The 16,609-nt window shown below is 59.0% G+C and carries 17 protein-coding genes and 1 riboswitch; of the genes, 8 read left to right on the forward strand and 9 right to left on the reverse strand.

The features are described from left to right. Positions 1 to 9 precede the first annotated feature (9 nt). From RYC17_RS05125 to rpoE, 3 genes are read right to left on the reverse strand one after another with little or no spacing between them, the layout of a single operon-like run. Positions 10 to 969 (reverse strand): MucB/RseB C-terminal domain-containing protein, encoded by a 960-nt coding sequence (locus tag RYC17_RS05125; RefSeq protein WP_058400818.1) that lies wholly within the window; start codon positions 967 to 969, stop codon positions 10 to 12. An 8-nt stretch (positions 970 to 977) separates the two neighbouring features. Further along, positions 978 to 1,568: an anti sigma-E factor RseA C-terminal domain-containing protein gene (locus tag RYC17_RS05130; protein WP_058400817.1), complete on the reverse strand. Its 591-nt coding sequence runs from the start codon at positions 1,566 to 1,568 to the stop codon at positions 978 to 980. 33 nt (positions 1,569 to 1,601) lie between these two features. Next, a complete protein-coding gene (gene rpoE, locus RYC17_RS05135; protein ID WP_002554912.1) occupies positions 1,602 to 2,183 on the reverse strand; it encodes an RNA polymerase sigma factor RpoE in 582 nt (193 codons plus the stop codon). A gap of 497 nt (positions 2,184 to 2,680) precedes the next feature. Here rpoE and nadB point away from each other — a divergent pair, with 497 nt between their 5' ends. Next, positions 2,681 to 4,297 (forward strand): L-aspartate oxidase, encoded by a 1,617-nt coding sequence (nadB, locus tag RYC17_RS05140; protein WP_316902608.1) that lies wholly within the window; start codon positions 2,681 to 2,683, stop codon positions 4,295 to 4,297. On the opposite strand, the gene RYC17_RS05145 is transcribed toward nadB, so the two are convergent. Together RYC17_RS05145 and RYC17_RS05150 are read right to left on the reverse strand one after the other, a co-directional pair. Continuing rightward, positions 4,266 to 4,730: a protein YgfX gene (locus RYC17_RS05145; protein WP_316902609.1), complete on the reverse strand. Its 465-nt coding sequence runs from the start codon at positions 4,728 to 4,730 to the stop codon at positions 4,266 to 4,268. The two genes, nadB and RYC17_RS05145, sit on opposite strands and share 32 nt — an antisense overlap. Beyond that, on the reverse strand, positions 4,714 to 4,968 hold the full coding sequence (locus RYC17_RS05150) for a succinate dehydrogenase assembly factor 2 (protein WP_003378499.1): 255 nt from the start codon (positions 4,966 to 4,968) through the stop codon (positions 4,714 to 4,716). The genes RYC17_RS05145 and RYC17_RS05150 overlap by 17 nt, the downstream gene beginning before the upstream one ends. Before the next feature lie 153 nt (positions 4,969 to 5,121). On the opposite strand from RYC17_RS05150, the gene RYC17_RS05155 reads away from it, so the two are divergent. Together RYC17_RS05155 and RYC17_RS05160 are read left to right on the forward strand one after the other, a co-directional pair. Further along, positions 5,122 to 6,063, forward strand: coding sequence for a folate-binding protein YgfZ (locus RYC17_RS05155; RefSeq protein ID WP_316902610.1), 942 nt, complete (start codon positions 5,122 to 5,124; stop codon positions 6,061 to 6,063). Positions 6,064 to 6,177: 114 nt separating this feature from the next. Then, positions 6,178 to 6,999 (forward strand): HDOD domain-containing protein, encoded by an 822-nt coding sequence (locus RYC17_RS05160; RefSeq protein WP_004658258.1) that lies wholly within the window; start codon positions 6,178 to 6,180, stop codon positions 6,997 to 6,999. A 2-nt stretch (positions 7,000 to 7,001) separates the two neighbouring features. Here RYC17_RS05160 and RYC17_RS05165 read toward each other — a convergent pair whose 3' ends face one another. Continuing rightward, positions 7,002 to 8,384, reverse strand: coding sequence for a sensor histidine kinase (locus RYC17_RS05165; protein ID WP_004664052.1), 1,383 nt, complete (start codon positions 8,382 to 8,384; stop codon positions 7,002 to 7,004). Then, a complete protein-coding gene (locus RYC17_RS05170) occupies positions 8,377 to 9,048 on the reverse strand; it encodes a response regulator (RefSeq protein WP_002554918.1) in 672 nt (223 codons plus the stop codon). The genes RYC17_RS05165 and RYC17_RS05170 overlap by 8 nt, the downstream gene beginning before the upstream one ends. Positions 9,049 to 9,528: 480 nt before the next feature. On the opposite strand from RYC17_RS05170, the gene RYC17_RS05175 reads away from it, so the two are divergent. From RYC17_RS05175 to RYC17_RS05190, 4 genes are all read left to right on the forward strand, one after another. Beyond that, positions 9,529 to 10,509, forward strand: coding sequence for a Bug family tripartite tricarboxylate transporter substrate binding protein (locus RYC17_RS05175; protein WP_058400814.1), 981 nt, complete (start codon positions 9,529 to 9,531; stop codon positions 10,507 to 10,509). A 62-nt stretch (positions 10,510 to 10,571) separates the two neighbouring features. Beyond that, on the forward strand, positions 10,572 to 11,030 hold the full coding sequence (locus tag RYC17_RS05180) for a tripartite tricarboxylate transporter TctB family protein (RefSeq protein WP_058400813.1): 459 nt from the start codon (positions 10,572 to 10,574) through the stop codon (positions 11,028 to 11,030). Between the two features lies 1 nt (position 11,031). Continuing rightward, positions 11,032 to 12,546, forward strand: coding sequence for a tripartite tricarboxylate transporter permease (locus RYC17_RS05185; protein ID WP_058400812.1), 1,515 nt, complete (start codon positions 11,032 to 11,034; stop codon positions 12,544 to 12,546). Continuing rightward, positions 12,539 to 13,573, forward strand: a complete 1,035-nt coding sequence (locus RYC17_RS05190) for an AbrB family transcriptional regulator (RefSeq protein ID WP_058400811.1) — start codon at positions 12,539 to 12,541, stop codon at positions 13,571 to 13,573. The genes RYC17_RS05185 and RYC17_RS05190 overlap by 8 nt, the downstream gene beginning before the upstream one ends. A gap of 21 nt (positions 13,574 to 13,594) precedes the next feature. On the opposite strand, the gene ung is transcribed toward RYC17_RS05190, so the two are convergent. Continuing rightward, positions 13,595 to 14,287, reverse strand: coding sequence for a uracil-DNA glycosylase (ung, locus tag RYC17_RS05195; RefSeq protein WP_058400810.1), 693 nt, complete (start codon positions 14,285 to 14,287; stop codon positions 13,595 to 13,597). A 195-nt stretch (positions 14,288 to 14,482) separates the two neighbouring features. Further along, the gene (locus RYC17_RS05200) at positions 14,483 to 14,974 is read right to left on the reverse strand and encodes a hypothetical protein (protein ID WP_002554925.1); all 492 of its coding nucleotides are present in this window, start codon (positions 14,972 to 14,974) and stop codon (positions 14,483 to 14,485) included. 396 nt (positions 14,975 to 15,370) lie between these two features. Then, positions 15,371 to 15,473: riboswitch (guanidine-I (ykkC/yxkD leader) on the forward strand. Between the two features lie 63 nt (positions 15,474 to 15,536). Here RYC17_RS05200 and RYC17_RS05205 point away from each other — a divergent pair. Next, a complete protein-coding gene (locus RYC17_RS05205; protein ID WP_058400809.1) occupies positions 15,537 to 16,604 on the forward strand; it encodes a putative urea ABC transporter substrate-binding protein in 1,068 nt (355 codons plus the stop codon). The last annotated feature ends 5 nt before the right edge of the window (positions 16,605 to 16,609 follow it).

The following is a 16,609-nucleotide window of genomic DNA, read 5'->3' on the forward strand; positions in this document are numbered from 1 at the left end:
TTCAAATGTTTATTTTTTGGCTGGAGATTCGTCGTTACGCATCGACAAGGCTATACGCTCGGCGGTACCCATCGGTATTTCTCCGACGACCGTCACCATCATGTCACCCTGCGGAGTTGTGAGGCGACGCGAAACAGCCACCGTCGGGCCTAACTGGGTGCGAATATCCGAGGAAGATCCGCCTTTCACCGCCTCGATGAACACCGAAAAACGCGCCAGACCGTCGCCATACATCAGATGGGTTACGGAGGATTGCGTGGAGGCGTCCTTGCGCACACCACTGCTGCTGACTTCGAAACCAGGCGGCAGCCAGTCAGAATGCCAGGCCACAGAACTTATGGACGGCTCGGGCTTGGTTTTCACCACAGACACAGGTTTGCAGTCGGCGCTGGCCTTGAGCAACTGCTCGGACAGAACGCCGGCGGTATCGAGATCGGTAAACTGGAAACGTTCGAGCAACTGCCCCTTCTCGCTCAACAGAAGCGACTTGAGCACAAGACCGGTTTCGTTATCCAGGTGAAGTTCGAGGCCGTATCGATGCTGGTCCTTGGGGGACAGCGCAACGATAGTTGCCTGACGACCGGCCACTCTGGATTTTCCGACAATTTTTATGTCGTACCAGGCGGAAAGTCTTTTTACATCGAATGCGCGGGCAGATGAGTCGGCCGGATTGGCCACACCCGCTTCGAGCGTGCCGCTGACGCACTGTGTGAGTCCGTCAACACGCAGCACTTCCTGAGCAGAGCCATCAAGCTGCAACAAACGCTCCTGAACATGACCGTCCGCTATGCGGTGCCAGATTCGATGGGTAGAAAAACTACCATTGCGTTCGTATACAAAGGTGCCTTGATAGCTCTGCTGCTGATCAACCTTGGCAAGACGATTGATTGCGTCTTGCGCATCATCAGCCTGTACCGGGAGGGCAAGCCATCCACCAAGCAGTAATGGCAGTAGAGGGACGGCTCGCATGATCCTCCTTAACGGTTTTCCAGACTCGCAGCACGTGCGTAAGGCAGCGCGCTTTCAGTACCTTTCAACGCTGCTTCCTGGGCGTGCTGACGCAGATAGCCAGGCAAACGTTGATCACCTTGACCAGCACCCTGCAACACACCGTTGGCCATAGGACCAGGTGCCTGCTCGTTGCTTTCAGTGTAGCCAGCCAGTACGGCAGGGCCTTTCACTTGTGGAACGGTCAGGTTGGCAGGCTGTTGGGTCTGCTGTGCCAGTTGCGCGCCGGCAATCTCGTCATTGTTGTACATGCGGACACCGGCCAGAACGGCTACGGTAACCGATGCTGCAACAGCCAGACGACCCAGCGTGCGCCAAGGTCCGCGTGCTGCTTTGAGCGGGCTGACTTCATCGGCGATTGCGGCAGATACAGCAGCCGAAATATCCAGATGCGGGATCAGCAACTCTTTATGCATAGCTGCACGAGCGACTTGGTAACGCGACCAGGTAGCACGAGTATCGGCATCGTCAATGGCATTCAATACCCGACGTAATTCCAGTTCGTCCGCTTCGTTATCCAGTACCGCGGACAGCGATTCCTGCAGGGCTTCACGACTCATGGCGGGTTCCTCTCTTGGGCTATCGCCGCTGTCTCAGGATTCCTGCAACAACGGCTGCAGGGCTTTATCGATGGCTTCCCGAGCGCGGAAGATCCGAGAGCGCACGGTACCAACAGGACACTGCATGACGCTCGCAATGTCTTCATAACTCAGACCATCGAATTCACGTAAAGTTAGTGCCGTACGTAAATCTTCCGGGAGAAGCTGGATGGTCCGATGGACGGTGCCCTCGATCTCATCTCTCAACAATGCACGTTCCGGCGACTCGATGTCCTTGAGGCCATGATCGCCGTCGTAGAACTCCGCGTCTTCAGACCTTACATCGCTATCCGGTGGACGCCGACCTCGCGACACCAAATAGTTTTTCGCCGTGTTAATGGCGATGCGATACAGCCAGGTATAGAAAGCACTGTCACCGCGAAAGTTTCCGAGAGCACGGTAAGCCTTGATAAAGGCTTCCTGTGCAACGTCCTGAGCCTCATGGGTGTCGTGCACGAATCGCACGATCAACCCTAGAATTTTGTGCTGATACTTCAGCACCAACAGATCAAATGCTCGCGTATCGCCACGCTGTACGCGCTCGACAAGCTGCTGATCCTCTTCCTGGGTTAGCATGAACACTCCTCGTTAAGCATGAAGGAGTGTTGCAACTGACATTGTTCAGGCTCGCAAACATAGACTCGGGCTTTTCGCAAAAGTTCTCCCCCTTCAAGCAAGTTTCCTGCGGGCCATCGTAAAGCCTGCACGAAAAACGCAGCTCGACACGGTCGGCTGCGTGAATAGTCTTGTCGCCATTCTCGCAGTTGATGATCACTTATCTAACCCTGCGAAAACGACGCTGTTCCTGTGTAGGCAACCTGCTATTGAGCATGGATCCTGGCAAAAAGTTCCATTGACACAATCACAGGTGTGAGCCGCACACTGCACAAAGTTCTTTGAAATCAGTGCACTGGAGCATTTCCAGTAACAGATAACAGGGAAAACAATATGCATGACATCCGGGACTGGAGCACAATCCATACCCGCCGTGGTCTCACATTGCCATGTAGGCGTGGCTATTGTGCCGTTACCCCAATACTTATACTAGTGGTCGCCAAGGGCAGAATTCGCAGATGAGTCAACATTTTCAGCATGACGTACTGGTAATTGGCAGTGGCGCTGCCGGGCTGAGCCTGGCATTGACCCTCCCCGGCCACCTGAGCATCGCAGTGCTGAGCAAAGGCGATCTGGCCAATGGCTCGACATTCTGGGCCCAGGGCGGTGTGGCAGCGGTACTGGATGACACCGATACCGTGCAGTCTCATGTTGAAGACACGCTGAATGCCGGCGGCGGCCTTTGCAACGAAGAAGCGGTGCGTTTCACCGTCGAGCACAGCCGCGAGGCCATTCAGTGGCTGATTGATCAGGGCGTGCCTTTCACTCGGGGCGATGACGCAGATAGCGATGAAAGCGGCTTTGAATTCCACCTGACACGCGAAGGCGGCCACAGCCACCGGCGGATAATCCACGCCGCCGATGCCACAGGCGCAGCTATCTTTCGCACCCTGCTTGAACAGGCCCGTAAACGGCCGAATATCGAACTGCTCGAGCAGCGCGCCGCCATCGACCTGATCACCGAACGCCGTCTTGGGCTGCAAGGCCAGCGCTGCCTGGGCGCTTATGTACTCAATCGCACCAGCGGCGAAGTGGATACCTACGGCGCGCGCTTTACCATCCTCGCGTCAGGTGGCGCTGCCAAGGTCTATCTGTACACCAGCAACCCCGACGGTGCGTGCGGCGATGGCATCGCCATGGCCTGGCGTTCCGGTTGCAGAGTGGCGAACCTCGAGTTCAACCAGTTTCACCCCACTTGCCTGTATCACCCGCAAGCCAAGAGCTTTCTGATCACAGAAGCACTTCGCGGTGAAGGCGCCTACCTAAAGCTGCCCAACGGCGAGCGCTTCATGCAACGGTTCGACGAACGGGCAGAACTGGCCCCTCGCGATATCGTGGCCCGCGCGATAGACCACGAAATGAAGCGACTGGGTATCGACTGTGTCTATCTGGACATCAGCCACAAACCGGAAGCCTTCATCAAGACGCACTTCCCAACCGTCTACGAGCGCTGCCTGGAATTCTCCATCGACATCACTCGCCAGCCGATTCCGGTGGTCCCGGCAGCGCATTACACCTGTGGCGGTGTCATGGTGGACAGCAAGGGCCACACCGACGTGCCCGGTCTGTACGCCATCGGCGAGACCAGCTTCACAGGCCTGCACGGCGCCAACCGCATGGCCAGCAACTCACTGCTGGAGTGCTTCGTGTATGCCCGCTCGGCAGCGACAGACATCGAGCAGCAACTGGCCGACGTACAGATGCCCACCGACCTTCCGGCCTGGGATGCCAGCCAGGTCACTGATTCGGACGAAGACGTGATCATCGCGCACAACTGGGATGAACTGAGACGATTCATGTGGGACTACGTCGGCATTGTGCGTACCAACAAGCGCCTGCAACGCGCTCAGCACCGTGTGCGTTTGTTACTGGATGAGATCGACGAGTTCTACAGCAACTACAAGGTCAGCCGTGACCTGATCGAGTTGCGCAATCTGGCGCAGGTCGCGGAACTGATGATCTGCTCGGCCATGCAGCGCAAGGAAAGCCGTGGCCTGCATTACACACTGGACTATCCCGACATGTTGCCGGAGGCGCTGGACACTATTCTGGTACCGCCCACTTACGTCGGCTGAACTTCAGGCGCACGCGCAGATGCCGGTGAATGTCCGGTGTCAGCGCATCAAGCGGGATACAGCAGCTTTTTATCGGGCGGCCCGGCCGGCCTGCGATAACCGTGCGAAAACGCAGAATCACGACCAACGGTAACGCAAGGCTGTCCGGACATAACTGCACGGGCTGCCAGCCGTCGCGTTGATTCCACAATTGCCAGCCTTGATGATCGCGCTTAAGCGCGGTGAAGGCTGCCGGATGACTGAGCAGAATCGAGCGCGGCAACGTCCAGGCAGCATGCATCAAGCAAAACAGCACACCCAGTGCCAACGCCCACGAAGCGATGTTCAGCCAGGACAGCGCGACCAGCGCCAGCAACTGAACGGCGAGATACGCCGTCAGCAGCAGGCGCGAGGCCTGCCAGTGACATTCAAATCGATCACTTGGGCTGGACACGATCCAGAATCATGCGAACCATACGTTGCAATTCAGCATCCTCTGACTCGGCGCGCTGCATGAACCAGCCGAACATGTCCTGATCTTCACAAGTGAGCAGACGGCGATACAGATCGCGGTCCACGTCATTCAAATGCGGATAGACCTCACGGACAAACGGCACCAGCAGCACGTCCAGTTCAAGCATGCCACGGCGGCTGTGCCAGTAAAGGCGGTTGAGTTCGACGTCTTCGACCATGGAGCGCTCCTCAAAGTAGGCGGCAAGTATACAGCCGTGAGCCGGGCACGCGAATCTTGCAATGGTCGCAGCAGTTTTCACGTACCCCGTATGCATAACCTCGACTCGGCACTATGATGTGCCCCCGGACTTTTTTCCCAATCTGCGATGACCATGACCCAAAAAGCTTTTTTCTGCACGCTATCCCATGAGGGCGTTCTCGCCGTTCGCGGCGTGGATGCCAGCAAGTTTCTTCAGGGTCAGCTGACGTGCAACCTCAATTATCTGAATGAAGACAAGTCCAGCCTCGGTGCCCGCTGCACGCAGAAGGGCCGGATGCAGTCGAGTTTTCGCATCGTTTTCGAAGGCGACGGTTGCCTGCTGGCGATGGCCAGCGAGCTGATCGAGCCGCAATTGCTGGACCTGCGTAAATACGCAGTGTTCTCCAAATCGAAACTGACTGACGAAAGCGCAGAATGGGTGCGCTTCGGCCTGCAGGATGGCGACAGCGCGCTGGTCGGCCTGGGCCTGAATCTGGCGCAGGAAACCGATGCGGTGGTGCGAGCCAATGAGCTCCTCGCAATCCGCGTCTCCCCGGGCCGGGCCGAGCTCTGGGTACGCGCCGGGCAGGCAGACAGCATCAAATCACAGCTGGCTTCGCAGTTGAGCGAAGGCCCGCTCAATGACTGGCTGCTGGGTCAGATACGCGCCGGCATCGGCCAGGTATTTGGCAGCACCCGCGAGGAATTCATCCCGCAGATGATCAACCTGCAGGCGGTCGGCGGCGTCAGCTTCAAGAAGGGCTGCTACACCGGCCAGGAAATCGTTGCGCGCATGCAATACCTGGGCAAACTCAAACGCAGGCTCTACCGCCTGACCCTGAGCAGCGAAGAAATCCCCGAGCCGGGTACGGCACTGTTTTCGCCGGTACACGCCAGCGCCGTGGGCAACGTGGTCATCGCCGCACAGTCCGGCCAGAATGTTGAACTGCTCGCCGTATTGCAGGGCGATGCGGCAGAAAATGGCCATATAAATCTTGGCTCGCCAGAAGGCGCAGCGCTGCAAATGAGTGATCTGCCCTACATACTGGACAGCAAACTCGAAACTCAGCGCTAAGCCAGACGAACACATTCAGGTTCCTAGTGTCTTTAGAGCGTTCCAGTGCACATGCTGGCGCTCTGCGGAGCGCGCGGAAAACTCTGGACACCCCCAACGGCTGCGAGATGCAACATGAGCAAGATGGCTGACGAGGTGCAGAGAAACTTGATCAAGGCCATCGACAGAGATGCCTTGTTTCTGCCTACCCTGCCGGAAGTAGCACTGAGAATTCGCCTTGCCGCCGAAGACACCGAAATCAGTATTTCGGCCCTGAGCAAGGTCATCGGTAGCGATACAGCCCTTTCCGCACGCCTGATAAAGGTCGCGAACAGCCCCCTGCTGCGCCCGAATTTCGAAGTCAGCGACGTCACCACCGCGGTTCGGCGCCTGGGCGTCAATTACACCTGCAACCTGGCCATCGGTCTGGTGGTCGAGCAGATGTTCCACGCCAAGTCTCCAGTCATCGAGCAGAAGATGCGCGATATCTGGAAGCAAAGCCTGCAGGTTGCCGGCATCAGCTACACCCTTTGTCAGAACTACACGAATCTCAAACCCGACCAGGCCACGCTTGCCGGGCTGATCCACTTGATCGGGATTCTGCCGATCCTGACGTATGCCGAAGACCATTACGAACTGCTGGCTGATCCGATCAGCCTCAACCACGTGATCGACAGCATTCACCCGGTCATTGGCGAACGCCTGCTGCGCTCATGGGACTTTCCCGAGCCGCTGGCCTGCGTGCCGATTCAGTTCCAGAACTTCGCGCGCGTATCGAAAAGCCCGGACTACACAGATCTGGTGCAGATCGCCACAGTGCATATCCACAGGAACACCGACCACCCCTTCAGCCTCATCGAGATGGTCGACCTGCCTGCGTTCAGCCAACTGAGGCTTTCCAGAGCTGAAGGCATGCTGAGCGCCCAGATGGACGAAGCGAAGAGCATGCTTTACTAGGATCAGGGCGCACTGAAACTGACCCGAACCTTCAAACCCCGCTCGGCACCATCGTGCAAGGTGATTCTGGCCAGATGCGCACGGCAGATCTCCCCCACAATAGCCAGACCGAGCCCGGCACCGCTGCCCTGCTGACTGCGACGGTAGAAACGCTCGAAAACCCGCTCACGCTCATCTGCCGGAATACCGGGGCCATCATCCTCGACCTCCAGTACACCCGGCGCATACACCCGTAAAACCACGTTGCCGCCCGGTGAAGTGTGAGCCAGCGCATTGTCGATCAGGTTGCTCAGCAGTTCGTTCAGCAACGTCGGCTCGCCACGCAACCAGACCGGTTCGTCAGCCTCCAGCGCCAGCGCGACGCCGCGTGAATGAGCCAACGGCGCCATGGCCATGCCCAGTTCTCTTGCCAGTTGGCTGAGGTCGAGTTGTTGCGCGCCACCTTCGGCAATGGCCCGCGCACCGTTTTCGATCCGCGCCAGCGACAGCAACTGATTGGCCAGATGCGTCAGCCGATCCGTGCCAAGCGCGGCTGATTCCAGCGTACTGCGCCAGTGTTGCGGGTCGCGCTCGCGCAGGCCCAGCTCGACCCGCGCCTTGAGCGCGGCCAGCGGTGTGCGCAGCTCATGGGCGGCATCGGCGATGAACTGCGCCTGGCGCTCGAACTGCAGGCGCAGCCGCTCGGTAAAGTGGTTCAGCGCCCCTACCAGCGGACGCAGTTCATGCTGCACCTCAACCATTGGCAATGAGCGCAGATCATCCGGCTGACGCTCTTCTACTGCGGTGCGCAAGCGTTCCAGCGGTCGCAGTGCCGCACTGACCGTGAACCAGACCAGCAGCAGTGCGCCCCCACCGAGCATGCCCAGACGCAGCAACGTGTCGGCCATCAGGCTGCGCGCCATGCCCTTGCGCGCCTCCTGGGTTTCGGCCACACGAATTTCAGCCGTGCCGTTCATGCCTGGATCAGTCACAGGCTTGAGCAGGCTGACCACACGTACATCCTGCCCTTGATAAATCCCGTTATAAAACTTCGCCAGCGCAGGGTAATCGTCGGTACGCAAAGTGCCCGGTGGCGGCGAAGGCAGATTTTCATAACCGGAAATCAGCTTCTGATGGATGTCATTGACCTGATAATAGATTCGTCCTTCGCTGTCGTAGGCAAAGGTATCCAGCGCCACATAGGGAATATCGGCGCTCAGCGTGCCATCACGCTGCGTCAGACCGGCAGCGATGGTCCGTGCTGAAGCCAGCAACGTGCGGTCGTAGGCGGTATCGGCCACTTCGCGGCCATTCCAGTAAGCGCTCATGCCGCTGGCCAGCATCAACACCACCAGCAGCAACGCCAGGTTCCACAACAGCCGCCAGCGCAGGCTGTCGTTAATCATCGCGGCTTTCAAGCAGATACCCCAGACCCCGAAAGGTCACGATGGCCACAGAATGCCCGTCGAGCTTCTTGCGCAGGCGATGGACGTAGATTTCGATGGCGTCAGGGCTGGCCTCCTCGTCGAGGCCGAAAACCTGCGCGGCCAGTTGCTCCTTGCTCATCACCCGACCTGGCCGGGCAATGAGCGCTTCCAGCACCGCCTGTTCGCGAGACGTCAGGGCCAGCAGTTCCTCGCCGAGCGTGAAACGCCGCGTGTCCAGGTCATAGGCCAGTACGCCGCAGCGCTGTTGCCGCTCGCCACCCAGCACACTGCGACGCAGCAATGCCTTGACCCTGGCCTCCAGTTCGGAGAGCTCGAAAGGCTTGGCCAGGTAATCGTCGGCCCCCAGGTTCAGGCCATGAACGCGATCCTTGACGTCGCTGCGCGCGGTCAGCATCAATACCGGAAGGTTTTTGCTGCGCGCCCGCAGACGCGCCAGCACTTCAAAGCCGTCCATACGCGGCAAGCCGACGTCGAGAATGGCGACGGCGTATTCCTCGCTGCTCAACGCCAGGTCGGCGGCAACGCCATCATGCAGTACATCAACGGTCAAACCCGCGCTTTTGAGCGCCTGCGCGACACTTTCAGCCAATTGCAGATGATCTTCCACAAGAAGAACACGCATCGCCGTCTCCTGATTGTCACTGTTGTTATCGATCCGAGCATCGAGGCTTGTGGCGGTGGAGTTTACAGGCAGGCCGCCGCCTGTGAAGGACAGAAACGATTCGCGGCCCTTCAATTGCGACATGAAAGGTAGCTGAAAGGTTTACGAAAGGTTCGTCATCTAGCATCGCCGCACGACCCGTTAAAAGGGTACGTACAAAACAGGCGCCCGGATGCGTCTGGACAATAAAAACAATAAATCGCTAAACGGAGTCACGTCATGTCTACGCCAGCCCAGGCTTGCCCGTCCATTGAGCACAGCCCGTCGCGGATTTACCCGCACCCGTCGCGCCCCAGCTCCACCCTCCTGCAAAACATCAGCGTCCACCGCAGTACCGATGGCACCTGCGTGTCAGCGAAAAGGCTTCGTGGTGCGCGAGACAAAAGCATCTGCTGAACAGCTTCTCTCTTCCAAAAACAAAAATATCTCTGGAGACTGAACATGAAATTCCCTCTGCGTCAGATAGCCGCCACCGCCGCCTGCATGCTGGTTGCCAGCCAATTGTTTGCTGCCGAGCCAAAACGTCCGGAATGCATTGCACCCGCCTCACCGGGTGGCGGATTCGACTTGACCTGCAAGCTGGTGCAAAGCGCGCTGATCAACGAAAAGATTCTGACCTCGCCCATGCGCGTGACCTACATGCCTGGGGGCGTCGGCGCAGTGGCCTACAACGCAGTTGTAGCTCAGCGCCCCGCAGATGCTGGCACGCTGGTCGCGTGGTCCAGCGGTTCGCTGCTCAATCTGGCGCAGGGCAAATTCGGCCGCTTCGATGAAAACGCAGTGCGCTGGCTCGCCGCCGTGGGCACAAGCTATGGCGCCATTGCAGTGAAGAGCGACTCGCCTTACAAGAACCTCGACGATCTGGTCAAAGCGCTCAAGGCCGACCCGAGCAAGGTAGTCATCGGCTCAGGCGGCACCGTAGGCAGCCAGGACTGGATGCAGACCGCGCTGATCGCCAAGGCTGCTGGCATCAACCCGCGCGCCTTGCGTTATGTCGCGCTGGAGGGCGGTGGGGAAATCGCTACTGCCCTGCTTGGCGGCCACATTCAGGTGGGCAGTACCGACATCTCCGACTCCATGCCACACATTCTGAGTGGCGACATGCGCCTGCTCGCCGTGTTCGCCGAGAAGCGCATCGACGAACCCGAAATGAAAGACATCCCCACCGCCAAGGAGCAGGGCTACGACATCGTCTGGCCAGTGGTGCGTGGCTTCTACCTCGGGCCGAAGGTCAGCGACGAAGACTACAACTGGTGGAAAGCCTCGTTCGACAAGATCCTGGCCTCTGAAGACTTCGCCAAACTGCGTGATCAGCGCGAGCTGTTCCCCTTCGCCATGACCGGCGCGGAGCTGGACACCTACGTCAAGAAGCAGGTTGCCGACTACAAACTGATGGCCAAGGAATTCGGCCTGATTCAGTAATTGAACTCAATTGACTGACGTTAAGTTGCGCCTGCATAGCGGGCGCGACTCAGGAGCTTCTCATGGTCATACAACGCATTTTTGCTGCCGTACTGCTACTGGCATGCGCAGGCCTGGCTCTAATGGCCTGGCCTTATCAAGCGCCTTTCTCCTATGAACCGGTCGGCCCACGCGCTTTTCCGCTGCTGATGCTCGGGCTGATGGGTGCCGCCCTGCTGTACCTGCTGATTCGGCCTACCCCCATTGTCCACACCGAGGAAGAACCGGCGCTGGACCGCGAAACCCTGGTCAAGATTGGCGCGTGCATCGTTCTACTGCTGATATTCGCCGGGCTGTTCGAACCGCTGGGCTTCATCCTCAGCAGCATCCTGATCGGCATTCCCATGGCCCGCCTGTATGGCGGACGCTGGCTGCCGAGCGTGGTGGTGGTGATTCTGATGAGCGTCGGCCTTTACCTGTTGTTCGACAAGGCCATGGACGTTCCCTTGCCTTTAGGCCTGCTCAGCGTTCTGGAGAACTGACATGGATACTTTCAGCTACCTGGGCCAAGGCTTCGGCGTCGCCCTAACCCCTTACAACCTGATCACCGCACTGTCCGGCACACTGATTGGTACCGTTGTCGGCCTGCTGCCAGGGCTTGGGCCTATCAACGGAGTGGCGCTGCTGATCCCCATTGCCTTTGCGTTGGGCCTGCCGCCCGAATCAGCACTGATTCTGCTGGCAGCCGTGTACCTGGGCTGTGAATACGGTGGGCGTATCAGTTCGATCCTGCTGAACATTCCGGGCGAAGCGTCCACCGTCATGACCACGCTGGACGGTTATCCAATGGCACGCCAGGGGCTGGCCGGCGTCGCGCTATCGCTATCAGCATGGAGCTCGTTCATCGGTGCATTCATCGCCACCTGCGGCATGGTGCTGTTCGCGCCGTTGCTCGCCAAGTGGGCGATTGCCTTCGGTCCGGCGGAATATTTCGTACTGATGGTGTTCGCTATTGTCTGCTTGGGCGGGATGGCCGGTGACAGGCCGTTGAAGACGTTCATTGCCGCGCTGATCGGGCTGTTCCTGTCTGCGGTAGGTATCGATGCCAACAGCGGGGTATACCGTTTTACCGGCGACAACATTCATCTGACCGACGGCATTCAGTTCGTGGTGCTGGTCCTGGGTCTGTTTTCAATCAGTGAAATCCTGTTGCTGCTGGAGAAGACCCATCGCGGTCAGGAGGCGGTCAAGGCTACCGGGCGCATGATGTTCAACGTCAAGGAAGCCGCCGCTGTGTTTGTGGTGAATATTCGCTGCGGGCTGCTGGGATTCATCCTCGGCGTACTGCCGGGTGCCGGTGCGACGCTGGCCAGTGCGGTGGCTTATATGACGGAGAAACGCATCGCCGGCCCTGGCGGCAAGTTCGGCCAGGGCGACATGCGCGGCCTGGCCGCTCCCGAGACCGCCATCGGGGCAACCGCCTGCGGCGCGTTGGTGCCAATGCTGACGCTGGGTGTTCCGGGCTCGGGCACCACTGCGGTGATGATCGGCGCGTTGTCGCTGTACAACATCACCCCCGGTCCGATGCTGTTCCAACAACAACCGGACATCGTATGGGGCCTGATCGCTTCGTTGTTCATCGCCAACATCATGCTGGTGATCCTCAACATCCCGATGATCCGCATCTTCACGCGCATCCTCGCCGTGCCGAACTGGGCGCTGGTGCCGGTGATTGCAATCATTACCGGCATCGGTGTGTATGCAGTGCACGCCACCACGTTCGACCTGTTCCTGATGGTCGGTATCGGTATCTTCGGTTACATCCTGCGCAAGCTGGATTTCCCGCTGTCGCCGATTCTGCTCGGTTTCATCCTCGGTGGTCTGATGGAGCAGAACCTGCGTCGCGCCCTGTCGATCTCCAACGGCGAACTGGGGATTCTCTGGGCCAGCCCGATCACCCTCGGGGTCTGGGTGGTGACCGTGTTCATGCTGCTGTTCCCGCTGATCCGTATCTGGCGCAAGCGCGCAAAACTGCAGGCTGCCGTAACGCATGGCTGATTCGTCACTGCGTCAATGGTGGGCAACGCCGCTGGTTGGCCTGCTCGGCGGCTACCTCGCCAGTCAGGTTGGCTGGCCGCTGCCGTGGATGGTTGGCTCATTGCTGGCAATCATCCTGGTGCGCTGCCTGACACCCTGGCAACTGACGCAGATTCCGGGCGGTCGCAAATGCGGCCAACTGATCATCGGCATCGGCATCGGTCTGCATTTCACGCCAGTGGTCATCGAGCAGGTGCTGGCGCATTTCGGGCTGATTTTCATCGGTGCACTGGTCACCAGTCTGTCGTGTCTGGTTGGCGTCTGGCTGATGCTGCGTACCGGAGAAGATCGCCCTACCGCTTTCTTCTCCAGCATGCCGGGCGGCTCGGGCGAGATGGTCAACCTTGGCGCACGTAACGGTGCGACGCTCAGCAGCGTCGCTGCCGCGCAAAGTCTTCGGGTGCTGGCCGTGGTGTTATGCGTGCCGGCGATCTTCAAATACCTGCTGGGCGACGGCACGCCTTCACTGCATGCCACGGCGGTCGATTGGCGCTGGCTGGCATTCCTGCTGCCGGTCGGCGCAGCACTGGCCTGGCTGTGGCAGCGTCTCAAGCAACCCAACCCGTGGCTGTTCGGCCCTCTGTTGCTCAGTGCCGTAGTGAGCGTGGTCTGGGACCTGAAAATCGGCTTGCCCAACGGTGCCAGCCAGCTGGGTCAGCTACTGATCGGCAGCGGGCTGGGTTGTCATTTCAATCGGGCATTCTTTCGGCGTGCGCCATCGTTTCTGGCGCGTACGCTGTTGGGCACTGCGCTGACCATGTTGATCGCCGCACTGGCTGCGCTGGGGCTGAGCGCCCTCACCCACCTGGACCTGCGCTCACTGACACTGGGCATGATGCCCGGTGGCATTGCCGAAATGAGCCTGACCGCCGAAGTGCTTCAATTGTCGGTGCCGCTGGTCACGGCCATGCAGGTCATGCGCCTGCTGTTCGTGCTGTTTCTTGCCGAGCCGCTGTACAGGCGCTGGAACAAGCGGCTCGCTGACTGAGCTCAATCAGAAGCACTTTGATCAGAGAGCGGGCAGTCGCCAGTCGATTGGCTCGATGCCGTTTTGCTCAAGGTACTTGTTGGCTCGACCGAAATGCCCGTTACCCAGGAAGCCTTTGTAGGCTGACAACGGCGAAGGATGGACGGAGGTCAGCACCAGATGCTTGGTCGCATCGACCAGCTTCTGCTTGCTTTGCGCATGAGCGCCCCACAGCAGGAACACCAGGTGCGGCTGATGCTCGCTGACCACTTGAATGATCCGGTCAGTGAAGTGCTGCCAGCCTTTTCCCGCATGAGAAGCAGCGTTGGCGCGCTCGACGGTAAGAGTAGTGTTAAGCAACAGCACGCCCTGATCAGCCCATGATTGCAGGCAACCGTGATTGGGAATGTCGATATTCAGGTCGCGCTTGAGTTCTTTATAGATGTTGACCAGTGACGGGGGTGTCGGCACGCCAGGCTGCACCGAAAAACACAGGCCGTGAGCCTGATTCGGGCCGTGATACGGGTCCTGACCAAGGATCACCACTTTCACATTGTTGAGCGGCGTCGAATTCAGCGCATTGAAAATCAGCGGCCCAGGCGGATAGATCTCTTTACCCGCGGCATGCTCCTGGCGCAGAAACTCGCGCAACTGCGCCATATAGGGCTGCTCGAATTCATCGCGCAGCGCTTCCTTCCAGCTGGGCTCAAGCTTGATGCGGTCGTCGCTAGTCATGGTTACATCCGGTAAAAACAATGCGCGGACACTAGGAAAGCCCGGCAGCAAAGTCAATGCCGGTTGCGCTATGCGCCTGCAAGATCGGACACAGAGCGTGCAGAAAAAAGAAGTGCCGACGCGGAGCGTCGGCACGATAGTCAGTTCGCAGCAGCCAGTTCACCGCTCTGGCATGGCAGTGAGCGCAGGTTTCAGCTACCGATGCCCGCCACGACCATCACCGCGCCCGCCTCGTCCATGATCACGGCCATCGCGTCCGCCTCGACCGCCATGGTCCTCCCAGCCGCGGTTGCCTCGGTCGCCGCGGAAGCCGTCATTGCGTCCGAAACCACCATTGCCTCGAAAGCCGTCATTACGCCCAAAACCGCCATTGCCGCGAAAGCCGTCGTTTCTCCAGCCATAACCCGGCGGGCGTCCCGGCTGGTAGTAGCGTGGCACTGGCGGCGGGGCGTAATAACGCGGTGCCGGGGCGTAGTAGCGTGGTTGGGTGTAATAGCGTGGCTGAGGCGCTACATAGATGCGCTGCTCCTGATAGTAGGTGGAGCGGTAGCCGTTGTCGTACGCGTAAGCGCCACCGACGACGGTTGTCGGCTGCGTGTACACATCGGATTCGTAGTAACCAGGGCCTGCGTAGCAACCGGCAAGGAAAAGGGTCAGCAACGTGATAAGCAAGGGTCTTCGATACATGGCGGCCTCCTGGACCGCGATTGGGCACGAATCAGCGACGCTGATCGGCGTCCGCCAAAGCGGTTGGCGGACAGAAGTTCAGACACCGAAAAGGGAATCTAGTGCGTTGGCGCAGCGTGTAAACCCTACTAAAGATGATGGCCATCCTTCACTCAAGGGCTCTAAAGCCGGGGCATGCAGGCATGTTTCGACTTCCTGCAAAGATGCTACAAAACATTTCAAAGCACCCATGCATCAACACAGTGCGGTTACGCACCAGCACAAGGCAGTTTCCCTCGGGGCTGACCTGCGATGGTCCGGGCAGGCCTTGAAAAACAAAGGCCTTGGCGAGTTGGCACAAGTCTCGCTTGATGAATGGCGTGCAGGAGTCAACACAGGTTCGCGGCACCACAATTTGCAATAGCCGACTAGGGTTCCGGCTTGCCGACAGGCAAGTGGCTGGTCCGAGAGTTGGCGACCTCCAGTAGAGGTTACACGGCGGGACAAAAGCCCGGGAGACAGGGACACCAGTGGTGTCACGTTGCTCCTGGCCGCCTTTTTTCACTACTGGAGATTTCTCAACATGCAAAAGTCTCGTCTCTTCGGTCTGCTCACGGCAGGCCTGCTTGCTGCGTTGAGCCTCTCGGCGAATGCCGCCCAAAAAGATCACTTCAATGTCTGCTGGACCATCTACGCAGGCTGGATGCCGTGGGAATACGCTGGTAGCCAGGGTATCGTCGACAAGTGGGCGAAAAAATACGGCATCAAGATCGATGTCACCCAGCTCAATGACTACGTCGAATCCATCAACCAGTACACCGCTGGCCAGTTCGATGGCTGCACCATGACCAACATGGACGCACTGACCATTCCGGCTGCGGGCGGTGTGGAAAGCACGGCACTGATCGTCAGCGATTTCTCCAATGGCAACGACGGCATCGTGCTCAAGGGCGAGGGCAAAAAAGTCGCCGACCTGAAAGGCATGGACGTCAACCTGGTCGAGCTGTCGGTGTCTCACTACCTGCTGGCCCGGGCGCTGGACAGCGTCAAGCTCAGCGAAAAAGACCTGAAGGTCGTCAACACCTCGGATGCCGATATCTCGGCAGCCTTCAATACTGACGATGTACAGGCGGTCACCACCTGGAACCCGATGCTTTCGGACATCAAGGCCAAACCTGGCGTGACCGAAGTGTTCAACTCCAGCCAGATTCCTGGCGAGATCATGGACATGATGGTCGTCAACACTCAGACCTTGAAAGACAACCCGGCCCTGGGCAAGGCCCTGACTGGCGCCTGGTTTGAAGTGGTCGCGCTGATGAACGCCAAAAACGCTCAGAGCAAGGCTGCGCTGGAACACATGGCCAAGGCATCGGGGACCGATCTGGCCGGCTTCCAGGCGCAACTGGACACCACCAAGCTGTTTGCCACGCCCAAGGAAGCCCTTGAATTCGCGACCAGCAAACAGCTGCCGGACACCCAGCGCAAGGTGGCTGACTTCTCGTTCGCCCACGGTTTGCTCGGCGAAGGCGCACGCGATGCCGATGCGGTCGGCATGTCGTTCGCCAATGGCGTGATGCTCGGCGACAAGGGCAATCTCAAGCTGCACTTTGACCCCAGCTACGTGCAGATGGCCGTCGACGGCAAGCTGTAAATCAC

Source organism: Pseudomonas syringae group sp. J248-6, assembly GCF_032586995.1.
In the GTDB taxonomy this organism is placed as follows: Bacteria; Pseudomonadota; Gammaproteobacteria; order Pseudomonadales; family Pseudomonadaceae; genus Aquipseudomonas; species Aquipseudomonas amygdali.